We start from the raw sequence: 19310 nt of genomic DNA, 5'->3' as shown, positions 1-19310 counted from the left end.
CGGGCCCATGTCGTCGGGGCCCGTCGTGTCGTGGAGTACGCGCCGTTTCAGCGGCCGTCCATCGCCTGGCGCAAGCTCTTCGGCCGCATGTCGGTCCACACCCGATCGATGTGAGCGAGGCACTCCGCGCGTGTGCCCTCGGTGCCCTCGGCGCGCCAGCCGGCGGGCAGATCGCGATGTGACGGCCAGATCGAATACTGCTCTTCGTGATTGAGGACCACCCGGAAGGTGGTCTCGTTGTCATCGGGATCCATCATGGTGCACCCTTCGCGGTTCGTCCGCGACACGGATGGTAGGAGCGGTCCCGGTGACGTGCAAGTCGGCCGGGGCGGCCTGCGTCAAGCGGACACCCGCGTCGGAGAAGGTGGCTGACCGCGCGGGCGCCCTTTACACTCGCCGCGACCGTCGCGCCACCACGGCGCGACCGCAACGCAGGACGGAGATCCACGTGAGCAACCATCCCGCATTGACGCCCGGCCGCGTGGCCGTGGTGACCGGCGCGGCGAGCGGCATCGGCCTCGCCGCCGCGACCCGCTTCGCGCGCATGGGCCTGAAGGTCTGCCTCGCCGACCTCGACGGGCCGGCGCTGCACGAGGCCACCGCGGCCGTCGCCGCGGCCGCGGCCGGCGGCAAGGACGACGTGCGGGCGGTGCCCACCGACGTCGCCCGGTTCGAGGACGTGCAGCGCCTGAAGCAGGTCGCCTGCGACGCGTTCGGCGAGGTCGCGGTCCTGATGAACAACGCCGGCATCGGCAACGGCGGCAAGCCGTGGAAGGACCACGACCGCTGGCGGCGGCTCATCGAGGTCAACCTCTGGGGCGTGATCCACGGCGTCCAGGCGTTCACCGAGGCGATGCTGGCGCAGGGCACCCCCTGCGCCATCGTCAACACGGGCTCGAAGCAGGGCATCACGACCCCGCCGGGCGACGCCGCCTACAACGTCAGCAAGGCCGGCGTGAAGGTGGTGACCGAGCAGCTCGCGCACGAGCTGCGCAACGTCGCCGGCTGCAAGATCACCGCCCACCTCCTGATCCCGGGCTACACCTTCACCGGGATGACGGCGCGGGGCCCGGAGAAGCCCGCCGAGGCCTGGACCGCGGATCAGGTGGTCGACATGATGATCGACAGCATGGGCCGGGGCGATTTCTACATCCTCTGTCCCGACAACGCGGTAACGCGCGAGATGGACGAGCGCCGCATTCAGTGGGCCGCCGACGACCTGATCCAGAACCGCCCTGCGCTGTCGCGCTGGCACCCGGACTACACGGAAGCGTTCGCGGCGTTCATGGCCGGCGCGGCGAAGCGCTGACCCTCGGCCCCTGAGCCCGGGCTGCGCGCATAGCCATCATTGCATCGGCGCAGGCGCCGCGTCCGGTGCGGGCGCTGGCGTCGGCGCAGGCGCCGCGTCCGGTGCGGGCGCAGGCGTCGGCGCAGGCGCCGCGTCCGGTGCGGGCGCGGGCGCGGGCGCGGGCGCGGGCTCCGGGGCCGGCGCGGGCGCCGGGGCCGGCGCGGGCTCCGCCTTGGCCGGCGCCGGGGTGCAGGGAACGCAGGGCGGCGGCGCTGGCACCTTCGAGCCCACGGCATAGGAGAGCGTGAGCAGGATGTTGTTCTGCACCTGCCAGGCGTCGATGAGCTGCGGCTGGCGCACGACATGGAGCTGGTAATCGAGGGACGCCCACTCCACGAGCTTGACGGAGAGCCCCCCGACGATGTCGACGTTCATGAGGTCCAGCGCGCCACGATCATCGCCTGCCTCCAGATCCGAATACACGATCGGCAAGAGGGCGGAGATGCCCGCCCTGTACGCGATCTGCTTGTCACGGAGCGCGCCCGAGGCCTCGATGACAGCCTCGGCGCCGAGCTGGCCATAGCTCGAGAGCTCGCCCACCTCGACCTCGGGCGTCCCGTCGTCGTCCCCCAGGGCGAGCACGCCCGACGCGATCACCTCCTGCGCGCCAGCGCCGGCGCGCGCCTCGACGAGGACGGACTCCCGATTGACAGGCTGGACGAAGACGCCGAGCGACTGCTTGAGCGTCACGGGCTGGAATGGATCGCTGAGGTGAAGGCGCGTCCCCGTGATCGCCTCTGTCGTCCCCTCCTCGCGCGTGATCGCGTAGGTCGTCGGCGCCGAGCGCGCGTCGGTGCCAGGGAACATCTGCGTATCGAGCGCAAAGCGACCGAACGGCCCGAACCAGGGCACGACGTGGTAGAGGTAAATGGCCTCGAAGGCGAGCGCGTCGCGCGTCTTGACCCAGGCATCCAGGGCCGGCGTGCGCGTCACGCCAGCGCCAGCCGCGAGCGTCATGCGGAGCTCGTGAGCGGCCTTGTTGAAGTCGAGGGAGCCCTCCAGGATGAAGCCCGCGGATACGCCCGTCCCGTCTGCCTGCCCGACGACGCTGCGATTATCGGCCAGGTTGAACGTGCCGCCGAGGAGCAGCCCCGGCGACCATCCCTCCACGCGCCCCGGATCGGTCGCGGGCGCGTCGACGTACGTGGTCGCCACGGAGGGCGCCGACTGCGCAGAAGCGCCGCGAGCAAGGAGACTGGCCACGACGCACGCTGACGCCACGAGCCCGAACCGTTCTTGATAGAATTTCATGAGATACCCTGAGCGGTTGTGCTGAGTTGGGCGAAAAACACGGGGTCTATAGCACGGAGAGCGTTCGACGAGGGTCAAACGTGAAGGGTCAGCGACTGGCAACGGAACGAAGCGGGGTTGCGGCGGTCCGGCGCGCGCATCGACCGGAAGAGCCCGCCACGTGGGGTGTACCTCGAGGACGGGTTGGCCTGGCCCGTGGTGCACGATCGTGTGGCCCGCCGGGGAGCGCGGCCTGACCGGCGGCGGCCCGTCGCCGCGCGATCAGCCGTTGTCGGCGTCGAGGTGCGGAGAGAGCACCTCGGCGATCCAGCTCATCACCGCGCGGACGCGGCGCGGCGCGCTCCGGCCGTGCGTGTGGAGGAGCGAGACGGGCATGGGCGCGCAGGGGAAGGCGGGCAGGACCTCGACGAGCGCGCCCGCGGCGAGGCTGTCGCGCATCCCTGTCCACGGCGCCTGGATGATGCCGAGGCCCGCCACGCACGCGGCGAGGTAGGCGTCGGCGCTGTTGACCGTCACCACGCTGCGCATCGGCCGCTCGCGGTAGCCGCCTTCGTGGGGGTACTCGAACGACGGCGCCTCGACGCCGAGCGTCGATGAGTAATGCACGACGAGGTGGTCGTCGAGATCCTCGATCCGGCGGGGCGTGCCGTGCTTGCGCAGGTAAGCCGGGCTCGCGCAGTTCACCATGCGCAGGGCGCCGAGCTTGCGGCCGACGAGCTCCGCGTCGCCCGGGGCGCCGATGCGCAGGACGCAATCGAACCCTTCGCGCAGCGGCTCGACGCGCCTGTCGGTCGTGCTGATGACCATCTCGAGCTCGGGGTGGCGCGCGAGCAGCTCGGGCAGGCGCGGGATGAGGATGTTGCGCGCGAAGTTCACCGGCAGGTCGATCCGCACCCGCCCGCGCAGCGCCCTGCCCGCCTGGAACATCGCGCCGATGTCGTCGGCCTCCAGCACGAGGCGCCGCGCCCGCGGCAGGAGCGCCTCCCCGTCCGGCGTGAGGCGCACGACGCGCGTCGAGCGCTGGAAGAGCCGGCTGCCGAGCTCCGCCTCGAGGGCCTTGAGCCGCAGCGAGACGCGCGCCTTGGGCACGCCGAGGTGCTCGCCGGCGCGCGTGAAGCTCCCGAGCTCGGCCACCTTCACGAAGATCTTGAGAGACTCGACGTCGACGCTCATTGTTTCGGATGGCGAAACAGTGTGTCGGATCCCCGCGTCTTTCTCAACCGCGAAGCGCGCGCTAATCAGGATCGCAGACAGCGGCGCGCTGCCGCGTCGCCCACGAAAGGAACCGACCATGAGCACATCGAAGCGCAGCACCGTCGCCCTGATCACCGGTGGAAGCCGCGGGCTGGGAAAGAGCATGGCCCTCCACCTCGCCGATCACGGCGTGGGCGTCCTCATCACGTACCGCGGCGCCGCGGCCGAGGCGGCGGGCGTGGTGAAGCAGATCGAGGAGAAGGGGGGCAAGGCGGCGGCCCTCGCGCTCGACGTCGCCGACGTCCGCAGCTTCGACGCGTTCGCCGGGGCGGTGAAGGCGGAGCTCGCCAGCCGCTTCGGGCGCGATCGCCTCGATTGCCTCGTGAACAACGCGGGCATCGGCGTCCACACGAGCTTCGCCGAGACGACGGAGGAGCAGTTCGACGCGCTGATGAACGTCCACCTGAAGGGGACGTTCTTCCTCACGCAAAAGCTGCTCCCGCTCATCGCGGACGGCGGGCGCATCCTCAACGTCTCGTCGGGGCTCGCGCGGTTCACCTTCCCCGGGTACGCCGCCTACGCCACGATGAAGGGCGGCGTGGAGGTGCTCACCCGCTACCTGGCGAAGGAGCTCGGAGCGCGGAAGATCTCGGTCAACGTGCTCGCGCCGGGCGCCATCGAGACCGATTTCGGGGGCGGCGCCGTGCGCGACAACGCCGAGCTCAACAAGATGATCGCCGGACAGACCGCCCTCGGCCGGGTCGGCCTCCCCGACGACATCGGCGGCGTCGTCGCGCTGCTCCTCTCGCCCGAGGGCGGGTGGATCAACGGCCAGCGCATCGAGGCGTCCGGCGGGATGTTCCTCTGAGGCGCGCTCCGGACCGGACGGCGCGAGCGCCCCGCCCGCGTCGCCCGGTCCGGGCGTGTCGTCTCCGGCGGCTTTGTAAATAGTAGTTAAGAACGAACCCCGGACGTTGAACATGGATCCTCGACCCGCTACACCACCGCCCGCCTGAGGTTGCTCCGGGCATCGCGTGGGCCTTTCCATGGGCGCAGCGTCGCGCGCGCGGCGCGTTCTCGGAGGACGCCGCGCTCGCGATCACGCCGTGGGGAGCGCGTCACGAGGCCGAAGCTGCCGCTCGCGACGGAGGTATTCATTCATGGGACGCTTGAACATGCGGCTATGGTGGGCGTGCGGGGGCGTGCTGGCCCTGTTCGCCGCGGGGTGCGCGGAGGCGGAGGACGTCGCTCCGGATCACCTCGACGCCGTCTCGCAACCTGTCACCCTGGCGGACCGGATCGCCGCGTGCGCGCAGGATCCGCGCGTCGTGGCGGGGCTCGTGTCGCAGGACGTCTGCGCGGGCGCCGGCGTCTTCTTCGAGGAGACGTTCGAAGGCAACGGCCGCACCTGCGGGACGTGCCACCCCGTGGCCAACAGCACGACGATCGACGTGGAGTTCGTCACGGCGCTCGACCAGAACAGCCCCGAGGACCCGCTCTTCGTCTTCAGGACGAATCCGGAGCTCGCGGAGCTCGAGACGTCGGATCTGCTGGAGGACGCGGCCATCCTCGAGAACGTCGACGGCTTCATCGACTCGAGGCACCGGTTCGTCTCGCGCGGGGTGAACCACGTGCTCTCCCTGAGCACCAGCATCCGGGCCGACTCGGGGGACGGCACGACCAACCCGCCCGCGGAGCGGACGGGCTGGGGCGGGGATGGCTCGAGCGACGGCACGCTTCGCGGCTTCCTGAAGGACGCTGTCAAGCAGCACTTCACGAGGAGCCTCGATCGCGTGGAGGGCGTCGACTTCCGCCTGCCGACGCCGGCCGAGGAGGACGTGGCCCTCGCCTTCCAGCTCAGCCTGGGCCGGAAGAACGAGCTCGATCTGGAGCGCGTCCGCATGTTCGACGCGGAGGCCGAGGAGGGCCGGCGCGCGTTCATGGACCCGAACCGCGGTCGCTGCAACGTGTGCCACCACAACGCCGGCGCGAACTTCCAGGACACCGGCAACAACAGGAACTTCGACACCGGCACGCGCAGCCTCGGATCGCCGCTCAACCTGGGCAGCTTCGAGGGCGTCGGCATCTTCGACGGCGGCTTCGGCGGGCGCGACCTGCCGCGGCCCGACTTCGACAGCTTCAACAGCGGCACCCCCGACGCCTTCGGCAATGGCACCTTCAACCCGCCGCCGCTGATCGAGGCCGCGGACACGGCGCCCCACTTCCACAACCACCTGCAGATCCAGTCCAGGGGGCAGCGGAACATCAACGACGCCGTCCAGTTCTACGCGTCGTTCAGCTTCAACAACTCTCCCGCGGCGAGGGAGCTCGAGCAGCGCTTCGGGACGCCGCTCGACCTCGTGCCGCTGGACGCCGCCGCCATCGCTCGCTTCCTGCGCGCGCTGAACGCCACCTTCAACGTCGACATCGCGAAGCAACGGCTGGACGCCGCGCGGGTGCTCATCAACCGGTTCTCGAACACGCGCGCCGACGTACAGCGGAGGCTGATGGAGCTCGCCCAGGTCGAGATCGACGACGCGATCGAGGTGATGAGCGACCCGGGCAACCCGAACACGATGTACCCCTCCGCGCTGAACCAGATAAACCTCGCGCGCGGCGAGATCGACATGGGGCTCGCGGCGAGCTCGGCGAGCGAGCGCTATAACCGCGTCAGGAACGCCCTCGATCGGTTGACGACCGCCCGGGCCCAGTTCGGTGAAGGCATCACGTTCGTGCTCGGCCAGGGCAACCTGATGTACTGAGCGCGGGCGGCCCTCGCCGCCCTCCGCGGCAACACCACCAGCCCGGCTGTCGACGGGCGCCGGGTCGTGGTACATCACGGCTCACGACCCCGGCGCTCGCCCCCTCGCCAGCGCCGCTCGAGCGCCGAACGGGCGATTCCGCGCAGAGAGGAGAACCATGCTGGACACGATCTGGGCTCGTTACCGCGCCGCCGGGCTCGACGCAGCGGCGGCCGCCGTCGCGGCGCCCTCGCCGGAGGACCTCTGCTATCTCGCGATGCTGGCGTTCTCCGAGGAGCGCCATGCGGACGCTGCTGCCTTCGCCGCCCGCGCCGCGGAGGGCTCGCCGGGGGACCTGCTGTTCCAGGCGGCCGCCGCTCACCTCGATCGAGTCGCCCGGGAGGGGAAGCGCAACGTCTATGTGTCCGCCGAGGGATTCGCCGCCTTCATCCGCGGCGGCGGCAACGTGCCGCTCTACCGCGAGACGAGCGCGGCGCTGGCCGGCCAGTACCCGGAGGCTCCGTTCGACCTGCTCGACATCGGCGCCGGCGATGGAAGGGCGTTGCTGCCCGCGCTGACGCCGGCGGTGCGGCGAGTCACGGTGGTGGAGCCAGCGGCGCCGCTGCTCGACCGATGCGCCGCGGCGCTCTCGGCGCGAGGCGTCGCCTTCGAGGCGTTCGGCGGGCGGCTCCAGGAGCTGGCCGCGGACCGCGGCATGTCGTCGCGGCGCTGGGCGGTGGCGCAGGCGACGTTCTGCCTGCATGCGATCGCTCCGGCCGAGCGGCCGGCGTTGCTCCGCTGGGCGCGCGCGCACAGCGATCGGCTGCTCGTCGCCGAGTTCGACGCGCCGCGCATGGACGAGCCGCTCGCGCCGGACATCGCGCGGCACGTGCTCGCGCGCTACCGCGAGGGGCTGGCCGAGTACGCGGGCGCCGATCTCGACACCGTGGCGCAGGGCTTCCTGATGCCGGTGCTCTTCGGCTACGCGGATCGCGGCGCCGCCCGCACCACGTTCGAGCACCCGATCGACGACTGGGCGGCGCTGCTGCAGGAGGCCGGCTTCGCGCGCGTCGAGCGCCGGCTGCTCCACGACTACTGGTGGGCGCCGGCATGGATGCTGGCGGCGCGCTGAGGATCGCGGCGCGGATCACGCCCCGAGCGCGCCGCCCTCCGCGGTGATGCTGTTCAGGTCCGGGCTCGTCGTGTCCGGCCAGTAGTCCGTGTTGCCCCGCACGAGGAAGCGATACGCCATCGCGCTCGAGACGAGCGTCACGAGGAACCCGGCGAGCGCCGCCGGGGCATACGCCACCTTCTTCGGCCCGGGCACCTTCATCAGCCGCTGGAAGCGGTAGCCGAGAAGGTTCGGAAAGAGCTCCCAGAAATGGCGGGTCCCCCGGACGTGCGCGCCGATCAGCCGCTTGAGCCACAGCGGGTCCGCGCGGTCCATCTCCCGCAGCGTCTCGGCCATCCGTTCCCGCTCGGCCGGGGAGAGCCGGCGGAGGTGGCCGTCGAGCACGTGGAGCGCCGTCTGGCCGATCATCTGCCGCTTCTGGTTGCGGAGGACGTCGAGGACCGTCGCGTACGACGCAAAGACGTGCGCGGCCCCGGGCGCGCGGATCACCCGCCGGGTGTCCGTCTCGTGGCTCAGGAAACCGGTGCACACGAGCGCCTTGATGAAGCCGTCCTCGCAGGCGGGGAGCCCGCGCGGGAGCCAGATGTTCCGCGCGACAGCGGCGCGGATGCAGTAGAGCTGCCCCGACACCTGCGCTCCGCCGCGCGCCATGGCCGATGTCGCGAGCGAGATGCGATCGAAGATCGACTTCCTCGGCTTCAGCGCGATATCCTTGATCGGCTCGTCCGTCGAGATGCTCGCCTCGGGGTGATCGAGCAGCGCCTGGCAGAGGCGCCACAGCGTCCCCTCCCCGTGAAGGACGATGTCGCCGTCCAGGAGGACGAGCAGCTCGGCCTCGGGCGCGGAGCGCTCGTGGACGAAGACGTTCCATGCGTTGAGCTTGCCGCGCTCAGGGAGGTCGAGCGCCCGCGCGACGAGCGCCTCACGGGCCGGGTGCTCCCGCGCCGCGGCGCCGAGGACCTCGGCCGCGATCTGCGGCGTCGCGTCGGTGCAGCCGTTGGCGATGCAGACGAGCTCGCACCGCTGCCCGCGCCGGGAGAGCTCGGCGAAGATCGACTGCCGAAGGATGGAGTCGAGCGTCTTGCGGATGACGTCCGCCTCGTTCCACGCGAGCACCCCGATGGACACGAGCACCGGACGCGAGCTCGGCGCGCGTCCTTCCAGCACGCTTTGCATGGCGCCTCATCGTGGCTCGAACGGGACAGATGTCAAAGACATCGACGAGAGACAATGACCGGAAACACGAATGACATCACGTGGGAATCCCACGGCAGATCGCGAAGACACGCGCGCACGAACAGGCCGGTAGGGATAGCTGTCGCTTGACGAGAGCGCGCCGGCGCCGACACACTCGGACGGATGCGTCTCTGGCGCTCCGCCGCACCGCCCGCGCCGCGCGTGGCCCACGTCCTCCGCAAGTACGATCCAGCGGAGTGGGGCGGGACCGAGACGCACGTGGCGGCCATCACGCGGGAGCTCGCGGCGCGCGGGTGGGGCGTCGAGGTCCACGCGCCAGCGGGCCCGACCGCGGCGGACAACGCCCTCGCGCCCGGCGTCGCGCTCCGTCGGTTCGGCGCCTTCTGCCCCTACGTCGGCGACAGGACGTCGCTGCGGGCGCTCCGCGCCGCCGGGGGAAACATCGTGTCGATCGACGAGCCGCTCCGGCTCCTCGGCGACAGGGGCCTCGCGCTGGCGCACGTCCACACGAGCGGCCGTATCGCGGGCGGCGTGCGCACGGCGATGCGGCTCACGGGGCGGCCGTACGTGATCTCGGCGCACGGGCCGGTCATGGTGGACACGGAGATCCTCGCCGAGGAGTCGGCCCGACGGCAGCGCGGCGTGTGGGACCTCGGCAGCCCCTTCGGGCTGCTCCTCGGCGCGCGGCGCGTGCTCGAGGACGCCGCGCGCATCCTCGTCTTCAACGAGCGGGAGCGCGAGGCGCTCGCGGCGCACCACGGCGATCGCGCCGTGTGCATGGACCACGGCGTCGACGCGGCCCGCTTCGCCGGCGGCGACGCCGCGCGGGCGCGCGCCCGCTGGCCGGAGCTCGGCGAGGGCCCGGTCGTCGCGCTCGTCGGGCGCATGGCGGCGCAGAAGAACCAGGCGCTCGCCGTCGCCGCGTTCGCGCGCGGCGCCCCCGCGGACCACCGGCTCGCGCTCGCCGGCGCGGAGACCGACCCCGGATACCGCGCCGCGGTCGAGCGCGAGGCGCGCGCGCTCGGCGTGGCCGATCGCGTGCGCTTCCTCGGCAACGTGCGCCCCGCCGACGTGCCCGACCTCCTCGCGCGCGCCTCGCTCGTCCTCGTGCCCTCGACGCACGAGACGTTCGGGCTCGCCGTGCTCGAGGGCTGGGCCGCCGAGCGGCCCGTCCTCTTCGCGCGCCGGAGCGCGCTCGCCGGCCTCGCGCAGGCGCTCGGCGACGACGGCGGGGTCGCCGTGCCGACGCTCGACACGGGCGCGTGGGCCGCGGCGATGGGCCGGGTGCTCGCGAGCGAGCCCGAACGCCGCGCGGCGGCCGCCGCGGGCGCGGCGCTCGTGCGCGCCCGCTTCTGCTGGACCCGCGTCGCGGCGCGGCTCGTCGCGCTCTACGCCGAGGTGCTCGAGGAGGCGCAGCGCTCCCCTGCCCCTCACGCGGCGCGACGGCGCGCCGCCGAGGGCCGCACGGGGTAGAGCGCCGCGGCCGCGCCGAGCAGGATGTACAGCGTGAAGAGCAGCGGCGTCTGGCGGTACGCCCACTCCGTGAAGCTCTGGGAGAAGGCGCCCAGCAGGCCGAAGAAGGCGCCGACCCCGAAGCGCGAGCGGAGCGACCGATCGCGCCGGAAGAGGAAGCTGCCGGTCATGTGGTACCAGCGCAGCCAGAGCAGCGCGAACAGCGCGACGCCCACCCAGCCGGTCTCCCCGAGGGTGATCGCATACAGGCTGTGCGCGGGCGCGGCCTGCGGGTCGTCGACGTGGGCGTCCCTGCGGAGCGGCCGCCTCGGCGGCCGCGAGTCGGTGTCGACGTAGGGGAGGAAATACTGCTGCAGCATGGGCCCGTAGCGGTTCGAGACGCACCACGACCAGTTGTTGAGCCCGCAGCCGCCGGGCTCGTGCTGCACGATGAGGTCCGCCAGGTGGAGGTACGCCCCGCGGCCCTCGTAGACCTCGCCGCCGTACTCCGCGCCCGCCTCGGTGAACCGCCGCTCGAAGTCGCCCGAGGTCTTGTAGGCCGCCACGCCGGCGAGCGCGAGCACGACCGCCGCGCCGGCGACCTTGCGCGCGGTGATCCTGAACGAGCCGCACAGCGCGCCGACGCCGAGGAGCAGCGCCAGCAAGGTGACGATGCCGGTGCGCGAGATCGTGAACACGACCGAGAGCGAGCCGAGCAGGGCGCCGGCCGCGCACAGCCGCCGGAGGCGCCGGTCCTCGTCCGAGAGCGCCACGGCGAGGAGCGGCGGGACGACCATGAGGTTGTACATGGACAGGCTGTTCGGGTGCGCGAACGTCCCGTCGGCGCGCGCGTGCTTGAGGACGACGCGGCTGTGGAGGGTGGCGAAGAACTCGTAGACCGCCGCGGCGCCGAGCGCCGAGACGACGATGCGGAGCTCGCGATCTCCCCGGATGTACCCGGCCATCGCGACGAAGAGCAGGATGGCCCGCAGCATCTTCGACAGCTCGAAGAGCCCGAAGAGCTGGGGGGCCGACGCGGCCACGTTCAGCGCGTTGAACGCGAAGAACAGGAGCATGAGCGAGAGGCTCGCCGGGACGGGCGCGGCGCGGCCGGGCCGGCGGGGCTCGCTCGCGAGCAGGATCATCCAGAGGACGTCGAGCCAGCACAGCTCGAAGCCGCGCGTCGTGCCGCGGTACCACGCCCGGCTGACGAAGTTGATGTCCAGGAGCTCGGGGTCGATCGTCCCCATCGTGAGGACGAAGGCGCACGCGTCGCGCAGCCACTGTCTGCGCGACGCGAGCCACGCGCCGACGGGGACCACCGTGAGCAGCCCGGCCAGGAAGACGATGTGCTTCGCGTCCACGCGGCCTGGCGCTCCCGGAGGCGTCAATCTCTCGGCCGGCGAGGGGCCATCATGGGACCTCGACGGCGGGCGCGCGCCGCGCCGGCGCGGCGGCGGGGCCGCGGCCGAGCGCGCAGCCGACGCAGCGGAGCACGAGCGCCGCGTCGACGAGCCAGCCCTTCTCGCGCGCGTACCAGAGGCGGGCGCGCAGCCTCGTCTCCGCGTCGGCGTCGGGGTGCGCGAGGCCGGCGTCGATCGCGAGGAAGCCGTGAGGCACGGCGAGCGCGTCGGCGAGGAGCGCGTCCGAGGCGCCGTCCGGCCGGCCCTCCTTCCAGGGCGACAGGCCGACGAGGAACCGGCGGCCGAGCACGACGTCCCAGAGCCGCAGGACGGCGTCGAGGGGCGCGACGCCTGTCGCGCCCTCGACGAGCGTGATCGGGGCGGAGGCCGTGGGCACGTCGATGCGCGCCGCGGCGCCGCGCCCGAGCAGGTACGAGACGAGCGAGCCCAGCGCGCCGACCGGCGCGAGCAGCACGAGGAGGAGGAGCGCGAGGGCGCGCGCGAGGAGCCCCGGCGCGGGCGGGCCGCCGCGGTGACCGAGCACGAGCGCGTCGTGCACGTCGAGGCGCGCCCGGTCGGCGAGGCGCACGGCCCGGTGCGGCGCGAGCTCCACGTGCGAGAACGAGACCCCGACGCCGACGATCGTCTCGTCGTGCACGACCGCGTGGGAGAGCGCGGCCCCGGTCTCGACGACCGCCTCGCGGCCGATGACCACCGAGGGGCCGACGCGCGCGCCCGAGCACACGACGGCGCGCGCGCCGACGAAGACCGGGGGCGTGAGCTCCGCGGCCTGCGAGATCAGCGCGCCGCGCCCGGCCCACACGCCCGGCGAGCGCTCCGCGGCGTGCACGAGGATCGCCCGCGGGCCGTCGGCCGGATCCGACGAGATGCGCCCGGAGAGCACCGCGGCGCTCAGCGCGAGCGCGTCGGCCGGGGACCGGATGAGCGCGCCCCAGCTCGGGCCGACGACCTCGTCGAGGCGCGGGTCGGACGCGCCGCGATCGTCGCCCGCCTCGTCGAGGCCGAGCACGCGCACGACGCCCGGCGCGGCGCGCGCGGCGACGGCCTCGGGCGGATCGAGCCGGATCGACAGGCCGCGGGGGGGCGCGGCGGCGACCATCGGCGCGAGATCGCCCCCGCCGAGGACCGTCGCGGGGACGACGAGCAGCGGGACGCCCTCGGGGAAGCCGGCGCGCCGCGCGACGCCGCGGGGCGACAGCGGGGGCGCGGCGAGCACGAGCGCGACGTCGGCGCCGAGCGCGTCGTGCTCGGACAGCCACGCGGCCACCGCCATGCTGGCGGCGTCGGTCCCGATCTGCACGGCGACGCGGCGACACTGGAGCTCGCGGAGCCACTGGAGCTGCCGCGACACGAGCGGACGGCCGGCGATGGAGAAGAGCCCGGCGTCGGGGCTCTCCGCGTCGCGCGCGATGATCGCGTACATGCCCCCTCCCCGTCAGTAGGCGCCGCGGCCCGAGATCACCGCGAGCACGGTCTTCGACAGGACGAGCACGTTGTCGATCAGGGTCGTGCGATCGATGTACTCGATGTCGAGCTCGACCTGCCGGACGAACGGGAGATCGCTGCGGCCTCGCACCTGCCAGAGGCACGTGAGGCCAGGCCGCATCTCGAGCCGCCGGAGCGCATAGGCGCTGTACCGCTCGACCTCGGACCGGATCGGCGGCCGCGGGCCGACGAGCGTCATGTCGCCGAGGAGCACGTTCCAGAGCTGGGGGAGCTCGTCGACGCTGTACTTGCGGAAGACCCGCCCGACGGGGGTGACGCGCGGATCGCGGCGCATCTTGAAGCGGATGTCCTCGCCCGCGTCCGCGGTGAGCTGGGCCTTCACCGCCTCGGCGTCGGTGCGCATCGTCCGCAGCTTGAACATCTGGAACGGCTGACCGTGCTTGCCGATGCGCTCCTGGGCGAAGAAGACAGGCCCCCGGCTCGTGAGCTTGATGGCGGCGGCCGCGAGCGCGAGCACGGGCAGCGCGGCGACGAGCGCGGCGACGGCCACCACGATGTCCACGGCGCGGCGGACGCGCGGCCGCTGGACGTGGAGCCGGAGGCAGAGGAGGAGCGCCGCGCGCCGCAGCCACGCGACGACCCGCTGCGCTCTGCGCTTCGGGGCTGGCATCGCGAAGTCCCACGCCGTCATCTCGATCGTCATCGCCAGTCCTCCGGTGAAATGGCAAAAGGCGCCGAATTCGCCGAGGTAACGTGGCAAACAGCGCGCCAAGCAGCGCGGCGCAGCGCTTTGCGGGATCGTCGCGGGGCGCGGCGGCCCGACGATCTCAAGTCGAGACGGCGTCCAGCCATGCTGCTCGATTCGCGCCTCTCTCCGTGAGACGAGCGCCCGGCGACAGCGAGGCCCGCGGCCTGGAGCGACAGAGAGGCCGGCGATTGAACGCGCGGAGGCCCGCGCCTCCCGGGGGGTCAGAGGCCAGTAAAATCGATAATATTCGACTATTTACAAAGAATAACAGGTTTCATTCTCACACATCGACCGACGTCCGGTCAGGTGGTTTTGCCGGTGGCGCGAGGCGCGCCGTCGTTCGTCTCAAATTGAGACGAAGCACGGAGACGCGATACGCGCGCTGACGGGCGCAAGACGGCGACCGGAATGGGAGCGAGGGTGTAAGCTACATCCACCACCCGACCGACTCGATGAACCGCAACCCGCTATCGAAGCTCAAGGAGCGCCTGCAACCGGCGCTCGATCCGGAGGCGCCCACGGGCGTCCTCTCCGACGCGCAGCACGAGACCGTGTACGCGCTGTTCCAGGCGCTCGCCGCGGACGAGGCGTTCCCGCGGGAGCAGGTCCGGCGGCACGTCGACGCGCGGACCCGCGCCGAGCCCGGCTATCTCCGCGAATACGAGGACGCCGTTGCGCTGCTCGAGGCGAGGGCCGCGCAGCGTCACCCGGGCAGGGCGTTCGCCGCCCTCTCGATGGAGGAGCGAGACGCCGTGCTGCGCTCGATCCTGCGGCCCTATCCGAGCTCGCGGCGCGAGCCCGCGTGGCGCCGCCGCCTCAAGCTGACGTCGGAGAACCTCGATGTCGCGCGAGGCGCCCTGATCGGCGGGAGGCCGGCGCGGCGCTTCCGGCTCCACGTCGTGCGCGATCTGCTCGTGTACTACTACACGACCGCGGCGGGCTGGGCCGTCGTGGGCTACGACGCCTTCCCCGGGCGCTCGCGCGCGGAGCTCGAGCCGTGCGAGGTCCGGTCCGTCTCGATGGAGCGCGGCCGGCTGATCCTCGCGCTCTCCGACGGGTCTGTCGAGGAGCTCGCGCCGCAGGCTTTCCGCGTCGAGGGCCGCGCCGAGGGCGACGACGGGCTGTCGATCCTCGTCAAGGCGGGGCGGCAGCGGGCCTCGTTCTCGCGCGCGGCCCTGCTCGCGCTGGGCGAACACCTCGACGACGAGGGGGGCGCGCTGGTCCTCCGCGTCGGCGACCGCGCCCACGAGATCGCGCGTTGAGCGCGCGAAAGGCCGAGGTCATCGTCGTCGGCTCCGGCCCCGCCGGGGCGGCGGCCGCGCACGCGCTCGTCGGGCGCGGGGCGGACGTCGTCATGCTCGAGGCGGGGCAGCCGCCCCCGGGCGACCGCTTCGCGGTCATGGAGCGCGCGTTCACCGGCGCGATCCCGTGGACGTTCGATCCGGTGCCGTACGAGATGATCGGCGACGATCTCGAGCTGAACGTCTTCGCGATCCGCAAGCTCGGCGGGAGCAGCCTCGCGTGGGGCGCCGTCACCCCGCGCTACCAGCCGAACGACTTCCGGATGCGGTCGCTGTACGGCGTCGCCCGCGACTGGCCGCTCTCGTACGACGAGCTCGAGCCGTATTACTGCCGGGCCGAGCGCTTCATGGGCGTCGCGGGCGCGGCGGACAGCCCGTGGACCCCGCCGCGCAGCGAGCCGTACCCGATGGGGCCGTTCCCCATGAACGACACCGACCAGCTCGTGAAGGGCGCGTGCGCGCGGCTCGGGATCCCGCTGCACTCGGTGCCCGTCGCGCGCAACTCCGAGCCGTACGACGGGCGCTCGGTGTGCACGTACTACGGGGTCTGCCGCGCGTGCCCGATCGGGGCGATGTACACATCGGACCGCACGGTGAACCGCCTCGCGGAGCGGCCGAACTTCCGCCTCGTTACCGAGGCGGTGGCGCAGCGGGTCGAGGTGGACAGCGCGGGCCGCGTGAGGCGCGTCGTGTACCTCGACGCCGCCGGGCGCGAGCAGAGCGTCGACGCGCCGCGCGTGGTGCTCGCCGCCCAGTGCGTCGAGAACGTCCGCATCCTCCTCGCCTCGCGGACGGGCGCGTTCCCGCACGGGCTCGCGAACAACAACGGGCGCCTCGGGCTCGAGCTGATGGAGCACCCGAAGTTCTACATGACGGGGCGGGTCAAGCAGCGGCTCAGCCCGTACCGGCAGGGGTTCGAGACGGCGACGACGTTCATGTTCCACGACCACGCGCGGCGCGGCGAGCACAGCGGCGGGCGCCTGCTCGTCCGCGAGAACGCGGGGCCGTCGCCGGCGCGGCTCGCGCTCGAGAGCGGGCTGTGGGGGCGCGCGCTCAAGGAGGAGATCCGCGAGCTCGTCGGCCACTACGTCACCCTCGGCGCGTTCCTCGAGCAGCTCCCGTACGAGGACAACCGGATCGCGCTCTCCTCGAAGGTCCGCCAGCGCGGCGGCGCGCCGGCGGCGCGCGTGGAGTTCGAGCTCGTGCGCGAGTACGAGCGGCGCGGCTACCTCGAGATGAAGCGGACGATGGAGCGCGTCTTCGACGCGCTCGGCGCCGAGGAGGTCGAGGTCACGCTGCCGCCGTGCAACAGCGGCCACTACATGGGCGGCCACGCGATGGGCGACGATCCAGCGACCTCGGTGACCGACGCGGACCTGGAGGCGCACGAGGTGAAGGGCCTCTACCTCGCGAGCGGCGGCGCGTTCCCGTCGAGCGGCGTGAGCAACCCGACCCTCACCACGGTGGCGCTCGCCCTGCGCATGGCCGACCGGATGCTCGCGCCGGCGCCGTGAGCGCGCTCGCCGGGCGGCGCGGCGCGCGGCGGCGCCGGCGCCGCGCGGCGTGCGATCGTCAGCGGAGCGCCCTGCGGACGAGATCCTTCGCCCGCGACCTCAGCCCGTCGAGCGCGAGCCGGGGCGCGAGGCGCCGCACCTTCTCGAACGCGGCGGCGAGGTCGTCCATGTCGCCCGGCGGGCCGAGGAAGACCTCGTGCGGGATCACCAGCGACTCCTCGGCGGCGATGCGCTCGGCCACCGGGCAGCGGGCGTCGAGGCCGAGCCGCCCGCGCGCGGAGACGCCCGGGCCGAAGGCGCGGTGCCGCTCGCCGCCGATCCACAGCGGCGAGCGGTACACGACGTCGTAGGCGACCCCGACCGGGATGCCCTCGGCCCGGAGCGCGGCGAGCACGGTGTCGCGCGGCAGGCCGTCGAAGCGCTCCGCGTCGAAGCGGAGCAGGAGGCCGTAGAGGCCGAGGCGGGTGACCTGCGGCTTGATCGGCAGCACGTCGACGCCCTGCACGCCCGCGAGCTGGCGCGCGAGCCGCGCGACGTTCTCGGCCTTCGTGCGGAGCTGGCCCTCGAGGCGGCCGAGCTGGGCGAGGAGGATCGCCGCCTGCATCTCGGTGATGCGGTGGTTGCCGCCGAACGTCGCCGGCGCCCCGGGCTTCCACGGGCGGCCGCAGTTCTTGCCGCCGAAGATGCGGTGGGCGAGCGCCTCGTCGCTCGTGACGAGCGCGCCGCCCTCGCCCGAGGTCATGCCCTTGCTCTGCTGGAAGCTGAACGATCCTATCGCGCCGACCGTCCCGACGCCGCGGTCGCCCCACCGCGCCCCGACGACGTGCGCGCAGTCCTCGACGAGCGCGACGCCGTGCCGCGCGGCGATCGCGGCGAGCGCGTCGAGGTCGGCGAGCTGGCTGTAGAGGTGCACGGGGATGACGGCGCGCGTGCGCGGCGTGATGAGCCGGCGCACCGCCTCGGGATCGACGCACGCGTCGTCGCGGCGCGCGTCGGCGAAGACGGGCGTGGCGCCGACGTTGACGACGGCGAGCGCCGTCGCCATCCACGTGAGCGCGGGGACGATGACCTCGTCGCCGGGGCCGACGCCGAGCGCGTGCAGGGCGATCTCGAGGCTCACGGTGCCGTTGGCGACGCAGAACGCCTCCTTCGCGCCGCAGAAGCGCGCGAAGGCGCGCGAGAAGGCCTCCTCCTTGGGGCCATTGAAGGACCAGCGGCCGCTCTCGACGACCTCGATCACGGCCCGGCGCTCCTCCTCGCCGTGGACAGGCCAGCCGTGGAACGGCCTCGCGCGGACCGGCGCCCCGCCCTTGATGGCCAGCGTGTCGCTCATGAAAGAAGGCGCCTCCCGTTCGACGAGCGTCGCATGATCCCTCCCTCGCCCTGGCGCGGGCTCCCGTTCGCGGCGCCGTGCGCGCACCGGGCGCCGCGCCCGAGGGCGGCGGCCTCGAGGATCGGCTCGATCTCGGCGACGAGCCGCGCGTGCGGGAAGCGTGCGGCCGCGGCGGCGTGCGCCCGGGCGCCGGCGCCGGCGTCGGCGAGCAGCGCGCGCGCCGCGGCGGCGAGGCTCTCCGGCGAGCCCGGCGTGAAGAGGAGCCCGCCCGCGCCGTGCTCGAGCCACTCGGGGATGCCGCCGTGATCGGCGCCCGCGACGGGGCGCGCGCGGCGCATCGCCTCGATGCCGGTCATGCCGAACGGCTCGGGCCAGCGCGCGGGGACGACGGCGACCGAGGCGGCGTCGTAGCGCGCGCGCAGGCCCTCGGGGGCCACGTGGCCGTGGAAGCGCACGCGCCCCGGCGCGGCGCGCGCGGCGAGCGCCTCGAGCTCGCCGCGGGACGGGCCGTCGCCGACGACGGCAAGGGTCGCGTCCGCGGGCAGGGACGAGAGCGCCCGGATGGCGATGTCGACGCCCTTGCCGCGCAGGAGCTGGCCGACGACGACGAGGCGCGGCGCCGCGGGGCGCGGGGCGAGCGGCGCGGGGTCGTCGGGCGGGATCGGGTGGACGACGCGCACGCGGGCGGGGTCGGCGCCGGCGCGCAGGAGGTTCGAGGCGACGTAGCGGCTGCACGCGACGATCGGCGCGCGGGCGGAGAGCCCGGCGAGCCGGGAGCGCAGGGCGAGCGGGTTCTCGACGCGCACGGGGACGCGCGCCGCGGGGCGCCTGTCGCGGACGACGCAGCAGCCGTGGGCGACGCAGGCGAGGCCCGGCGCGCGGTCGCAGGGGGCGAGCGTGAGCGGCAGGTAGCGGTACGTGCGCGCGCACGTGAGCTCGTGATCGTGGGAGGCGATCACGAGCGGCGTGTCGCCGAACGGCGCGAGCTCCTCGACGCGACGCGCGCGCTGGACGTAGACGACGTCGAGGTCGCGCGCGCAGCCGGGGCGATCGATCGGCGCGGCGCGGCGGAAGCCGCGCGCGTAGCCCTCGGGGTCGCCGCCGCGGAGGGCGCCGTGGAGGAGGACGACCTCGTGCCCGCGCGCCGCGAGCGCCGCGGCGAGATCGCGGGCGTGGCGCTCGACGCCGCCCGCGTAGCCGAGCGTGGGGACGGCGAGGCCGATGCGCAT

Annotated in this window: 16 protein-coding genes; 7 read left to right on the top strand and 9 right to left on the bottom strand. The window is 73.3% G+C overall.

Annotated features, from left to right (window positions below):
- Positions 1 to 47: 47 nt before the first annotated feature.
- A complete protein-coding gene (locus WMF24_RS16910) occupies positions 48 to 254 on the bottom strand; it encodes an MbtH family protein (RefSeq protein ID WP_437738815.1) in 207 nt (68 codons plus the stop codon).
- Between the two features lie 194 nt (positions 255 to 448).
- Here WMF24_RS16910 and WMF24_RS16905 point away from each other — a divergent pair, with 194 nt between their 5' ends.
- Positions 449 to 1309: an SDR family NAD(P)-dependent oxidoreductase gene (locus WMF24_RS16905; protein ID WP_437737441.1), complete on the top strand. Its 861-nt coding sequence runs from the start codon at positions 449 to 451 to the stop codon at positions 1307 to 1309.
- Positions 1310 to 1345: 36 nt separating this feature from the next.
- On the opposite strand, the gene WMF24_RS16900 is transcribed toward WMF24_RS16905, so the two are convergent.
- Positions 1346 to 2599 carry a hypothetical protein gene (locus WMF24_RS16900; RefSeq protein ID WP_437737440.1) on the bottom strand — a complete coding sequence of 418 codons (1254 nt, stop codon included), beginning with the start codon at positions 2597 to 2599 and terminating at the stop codon, positions 1346 to 1348.
- A 261-nt stretch (positions 2600 to 2860) separates the two neighbouring features.
- Positions 2861 to 3772: a LysR family transcriptional regulator gene (locus WMF24_RS16895; protein WP_437737439.1), complete on the bottom strand. Its 912-nt coding sequence runs from the start codon at positions 3770 to 3772 to the stop codon at positions 2861 to 2863.
- Positions 3773 to 3890: 118 nt separating this feature from the next.
- On the opposite strand from WMF24_RS16895, the gene WMF24_RS16890 reads away from it, so the two are divergent.
- The 3 genes from WMF24_RS16890 (at position 3891) to WMF24_RS16880 (ending at position 7666) form a co-directional block, all read left to right on the top strand.
- Entirely contained in the window at positions 3891 to 4661 is a 771-nt protein-coding gene (locus tag WMF24_RS16890) for an SDR family NAD(P)-dependent oxidoreductase (protein WP_437737438.1), read from the top strand.
- A gap of 292 nt (positions 4662 to 4953) precedes the next feature.
- Positions 4954 to 6555 (top strand): hypothetical protein, encoded by a 1602-nt coding sequence (locus WMF24_RS16885; protein ID WP_437737437.1) that lies wholly within the window; start codon positions 4954 to 4956, stop codon positions 6553 to 6555.
- Positions 6556 to 6712: 157 nt separating this feature from the next.
- Positions 6713 to 7666: a class I SAM-dependent methyltransferase gene (locus WMF24_RS16880; RefSeq protein ID WP_437737436.1), complete on the top strand. Its 954-nt coding sequence runs from the start codon at positions 6713 to 6715 to the stop codon at positions 7664 to 7666.
- A gap of 15 nt (positions 7667 to 7681) precedes the next feature.
- On the opposite strand, the gene WMF24_RS16875 is transcribed toward WMF24_RS16880, so the two are convergent.
- On the bottom strand, positions 7682 to 8842 hold the full coding sequence (locus WMF24_RS16875; RefSeq protein ID WP_437737435.1) for a glycosyltransferase family 2 protein: 1161 nt from the start codon (positions 8840 to 8842) through the stop codon (positions 7682 to 7684).
- Positions 8843 to 9025: 183 nt separating this feature from the next.
- Between WMF24_RS16875 and WMF24_RS16870 the strand changes: the two genes are divergently transcribed.
- The gene (locus tag WMF24_RS16870; protein ID WP_437737434.1) at positions 9026 to 10336 is read left to right on the top strand and encodes a glycosyltransferase family 4 protein; all 1311 of its coding nucleotides are present in this window, start codon (positions 9026 to 9028) and stop codon (positions 10334 to 10336) included.
- Here the strand turns inward: WMF24_RS16870 and WMF24_RS16865 are convergent.
- The 3 genes from WMF24_RS16865 to WMF24_RS16855 are packed head-to-tail and all read right to left on the bottom strand — an operon-like array spanning position 10294 to position 13888.
- Complete coding sequence (locus WMF24_RS16865) at positions 10294 to 11679, bottom strand: O-antigen ligase family protein (RefSeq protein WP_437737433.1); 1386 nt, start codon at positions 11677 to 11679, stop codon at positions 10294 to 10296. The two genes, WMF24_RS16870 and WMF24_RS16865, sit on opposite strands and share 43 nt — an antisense overlap.
- Before the next feature lie 49 nt (positions 11680 to 11728).
- Entirely contained in the window at positions 11729 to 13162 is a 1434-nt protein-coding gene (locus tag WMF24_RS16860) for a hypothetical protein (RefSeq protein WP_437737432.1), read from the bottom strand.
- A 12-nt stretch (positions 13163 to 13174) separates the two neighbouring features.
- Positions 13175 to 13888, bottom strand: coding sequence for a sugar transferase (locus WMF24_RS16855; protein ID WP_437737431.1), 714 nt, complete (start codon positions 13886 to 13888; stop codon positions 13175 to 13177).
- 497 nt (positions 13889 to 14385) lie between these two features.
- Here WMF24_RS16855 and WMF24_RS16850 point away from each other — a divergent pair, with 497 nt between their 5' ends.
- A complete protein-coding gene (locus tag WMF24_RS16850) occupies positions 14386 to 15195 on the top strand; it encodes a hypothetical protein (RefSeq protein ID WP_437737430.1) in 810 nt (269 codons plus the stop codon).
- A complete protein-coding gene (locus WMF24_RS16845) occupies positions 15192 to 16748 on the top strand; it encodes a GMC family oxidoreductase (protein WP_437737429.1) in 1557 nt (518 codons plus the stop codon). The genes WMF24_RS16850 and WMF24_RS16845 overlap by 4 nt, the downstream gene beginning before the upstream one ends.
- Before the next feature lie 58 nt (positions 16749 to 16806).
- Here WMF24_RS16845 and WMF24_RS16840 read toward each other — a convergent pair whose 3' ends face one another.
- Both WMF24_RS16840 and WMF24_RS16835 read right to left on the bottom strand, forming a co-directional pair.
- Positions 16807 to 18081: a DegT/DnrJ/EryC1/StrS family aminotransferase gene (locus WMF24_RS16840; RefSeq protein WP_437737428.1), complete on the bottom strand. Its 1275-nt coding sequence runs from the start codon at positions 18079 to 18081 to the stop codon at positions 16807 to 16809.
- Positions 18078 to 19310 carry a glycosyltransferase gene (locus tag WMF24_RS16835; RefSeq protein ID WP_437737427.1) on the bottom strand — a complete coding sequence of 411 codons (1233 nt, stop codon included), beginning with the start codon at positions 19308 to 19310 and terminating at the stop codon, positions 18078 to 18080. The genes WMF24_RS16840 and WMF24_RS16835 overlap by 4 nt, the downstream gene beginning before the upstream one ends.

This window comes from Sorangium sp. So ce1335 (genome assembly GCF_051521615.1).
In the GTDB taxonomy this organism is placed as follows: domain Bacteria; phylum Myxococcota_A; class Polyangia; order Polyangiales; family Polyangiaceae; genus Sorangium.
The sequence above is the reverse complement of the archived record's forward strand: the minus strand, read 5'-3'. Positions and strand labels throughout refer to the sequence as shown.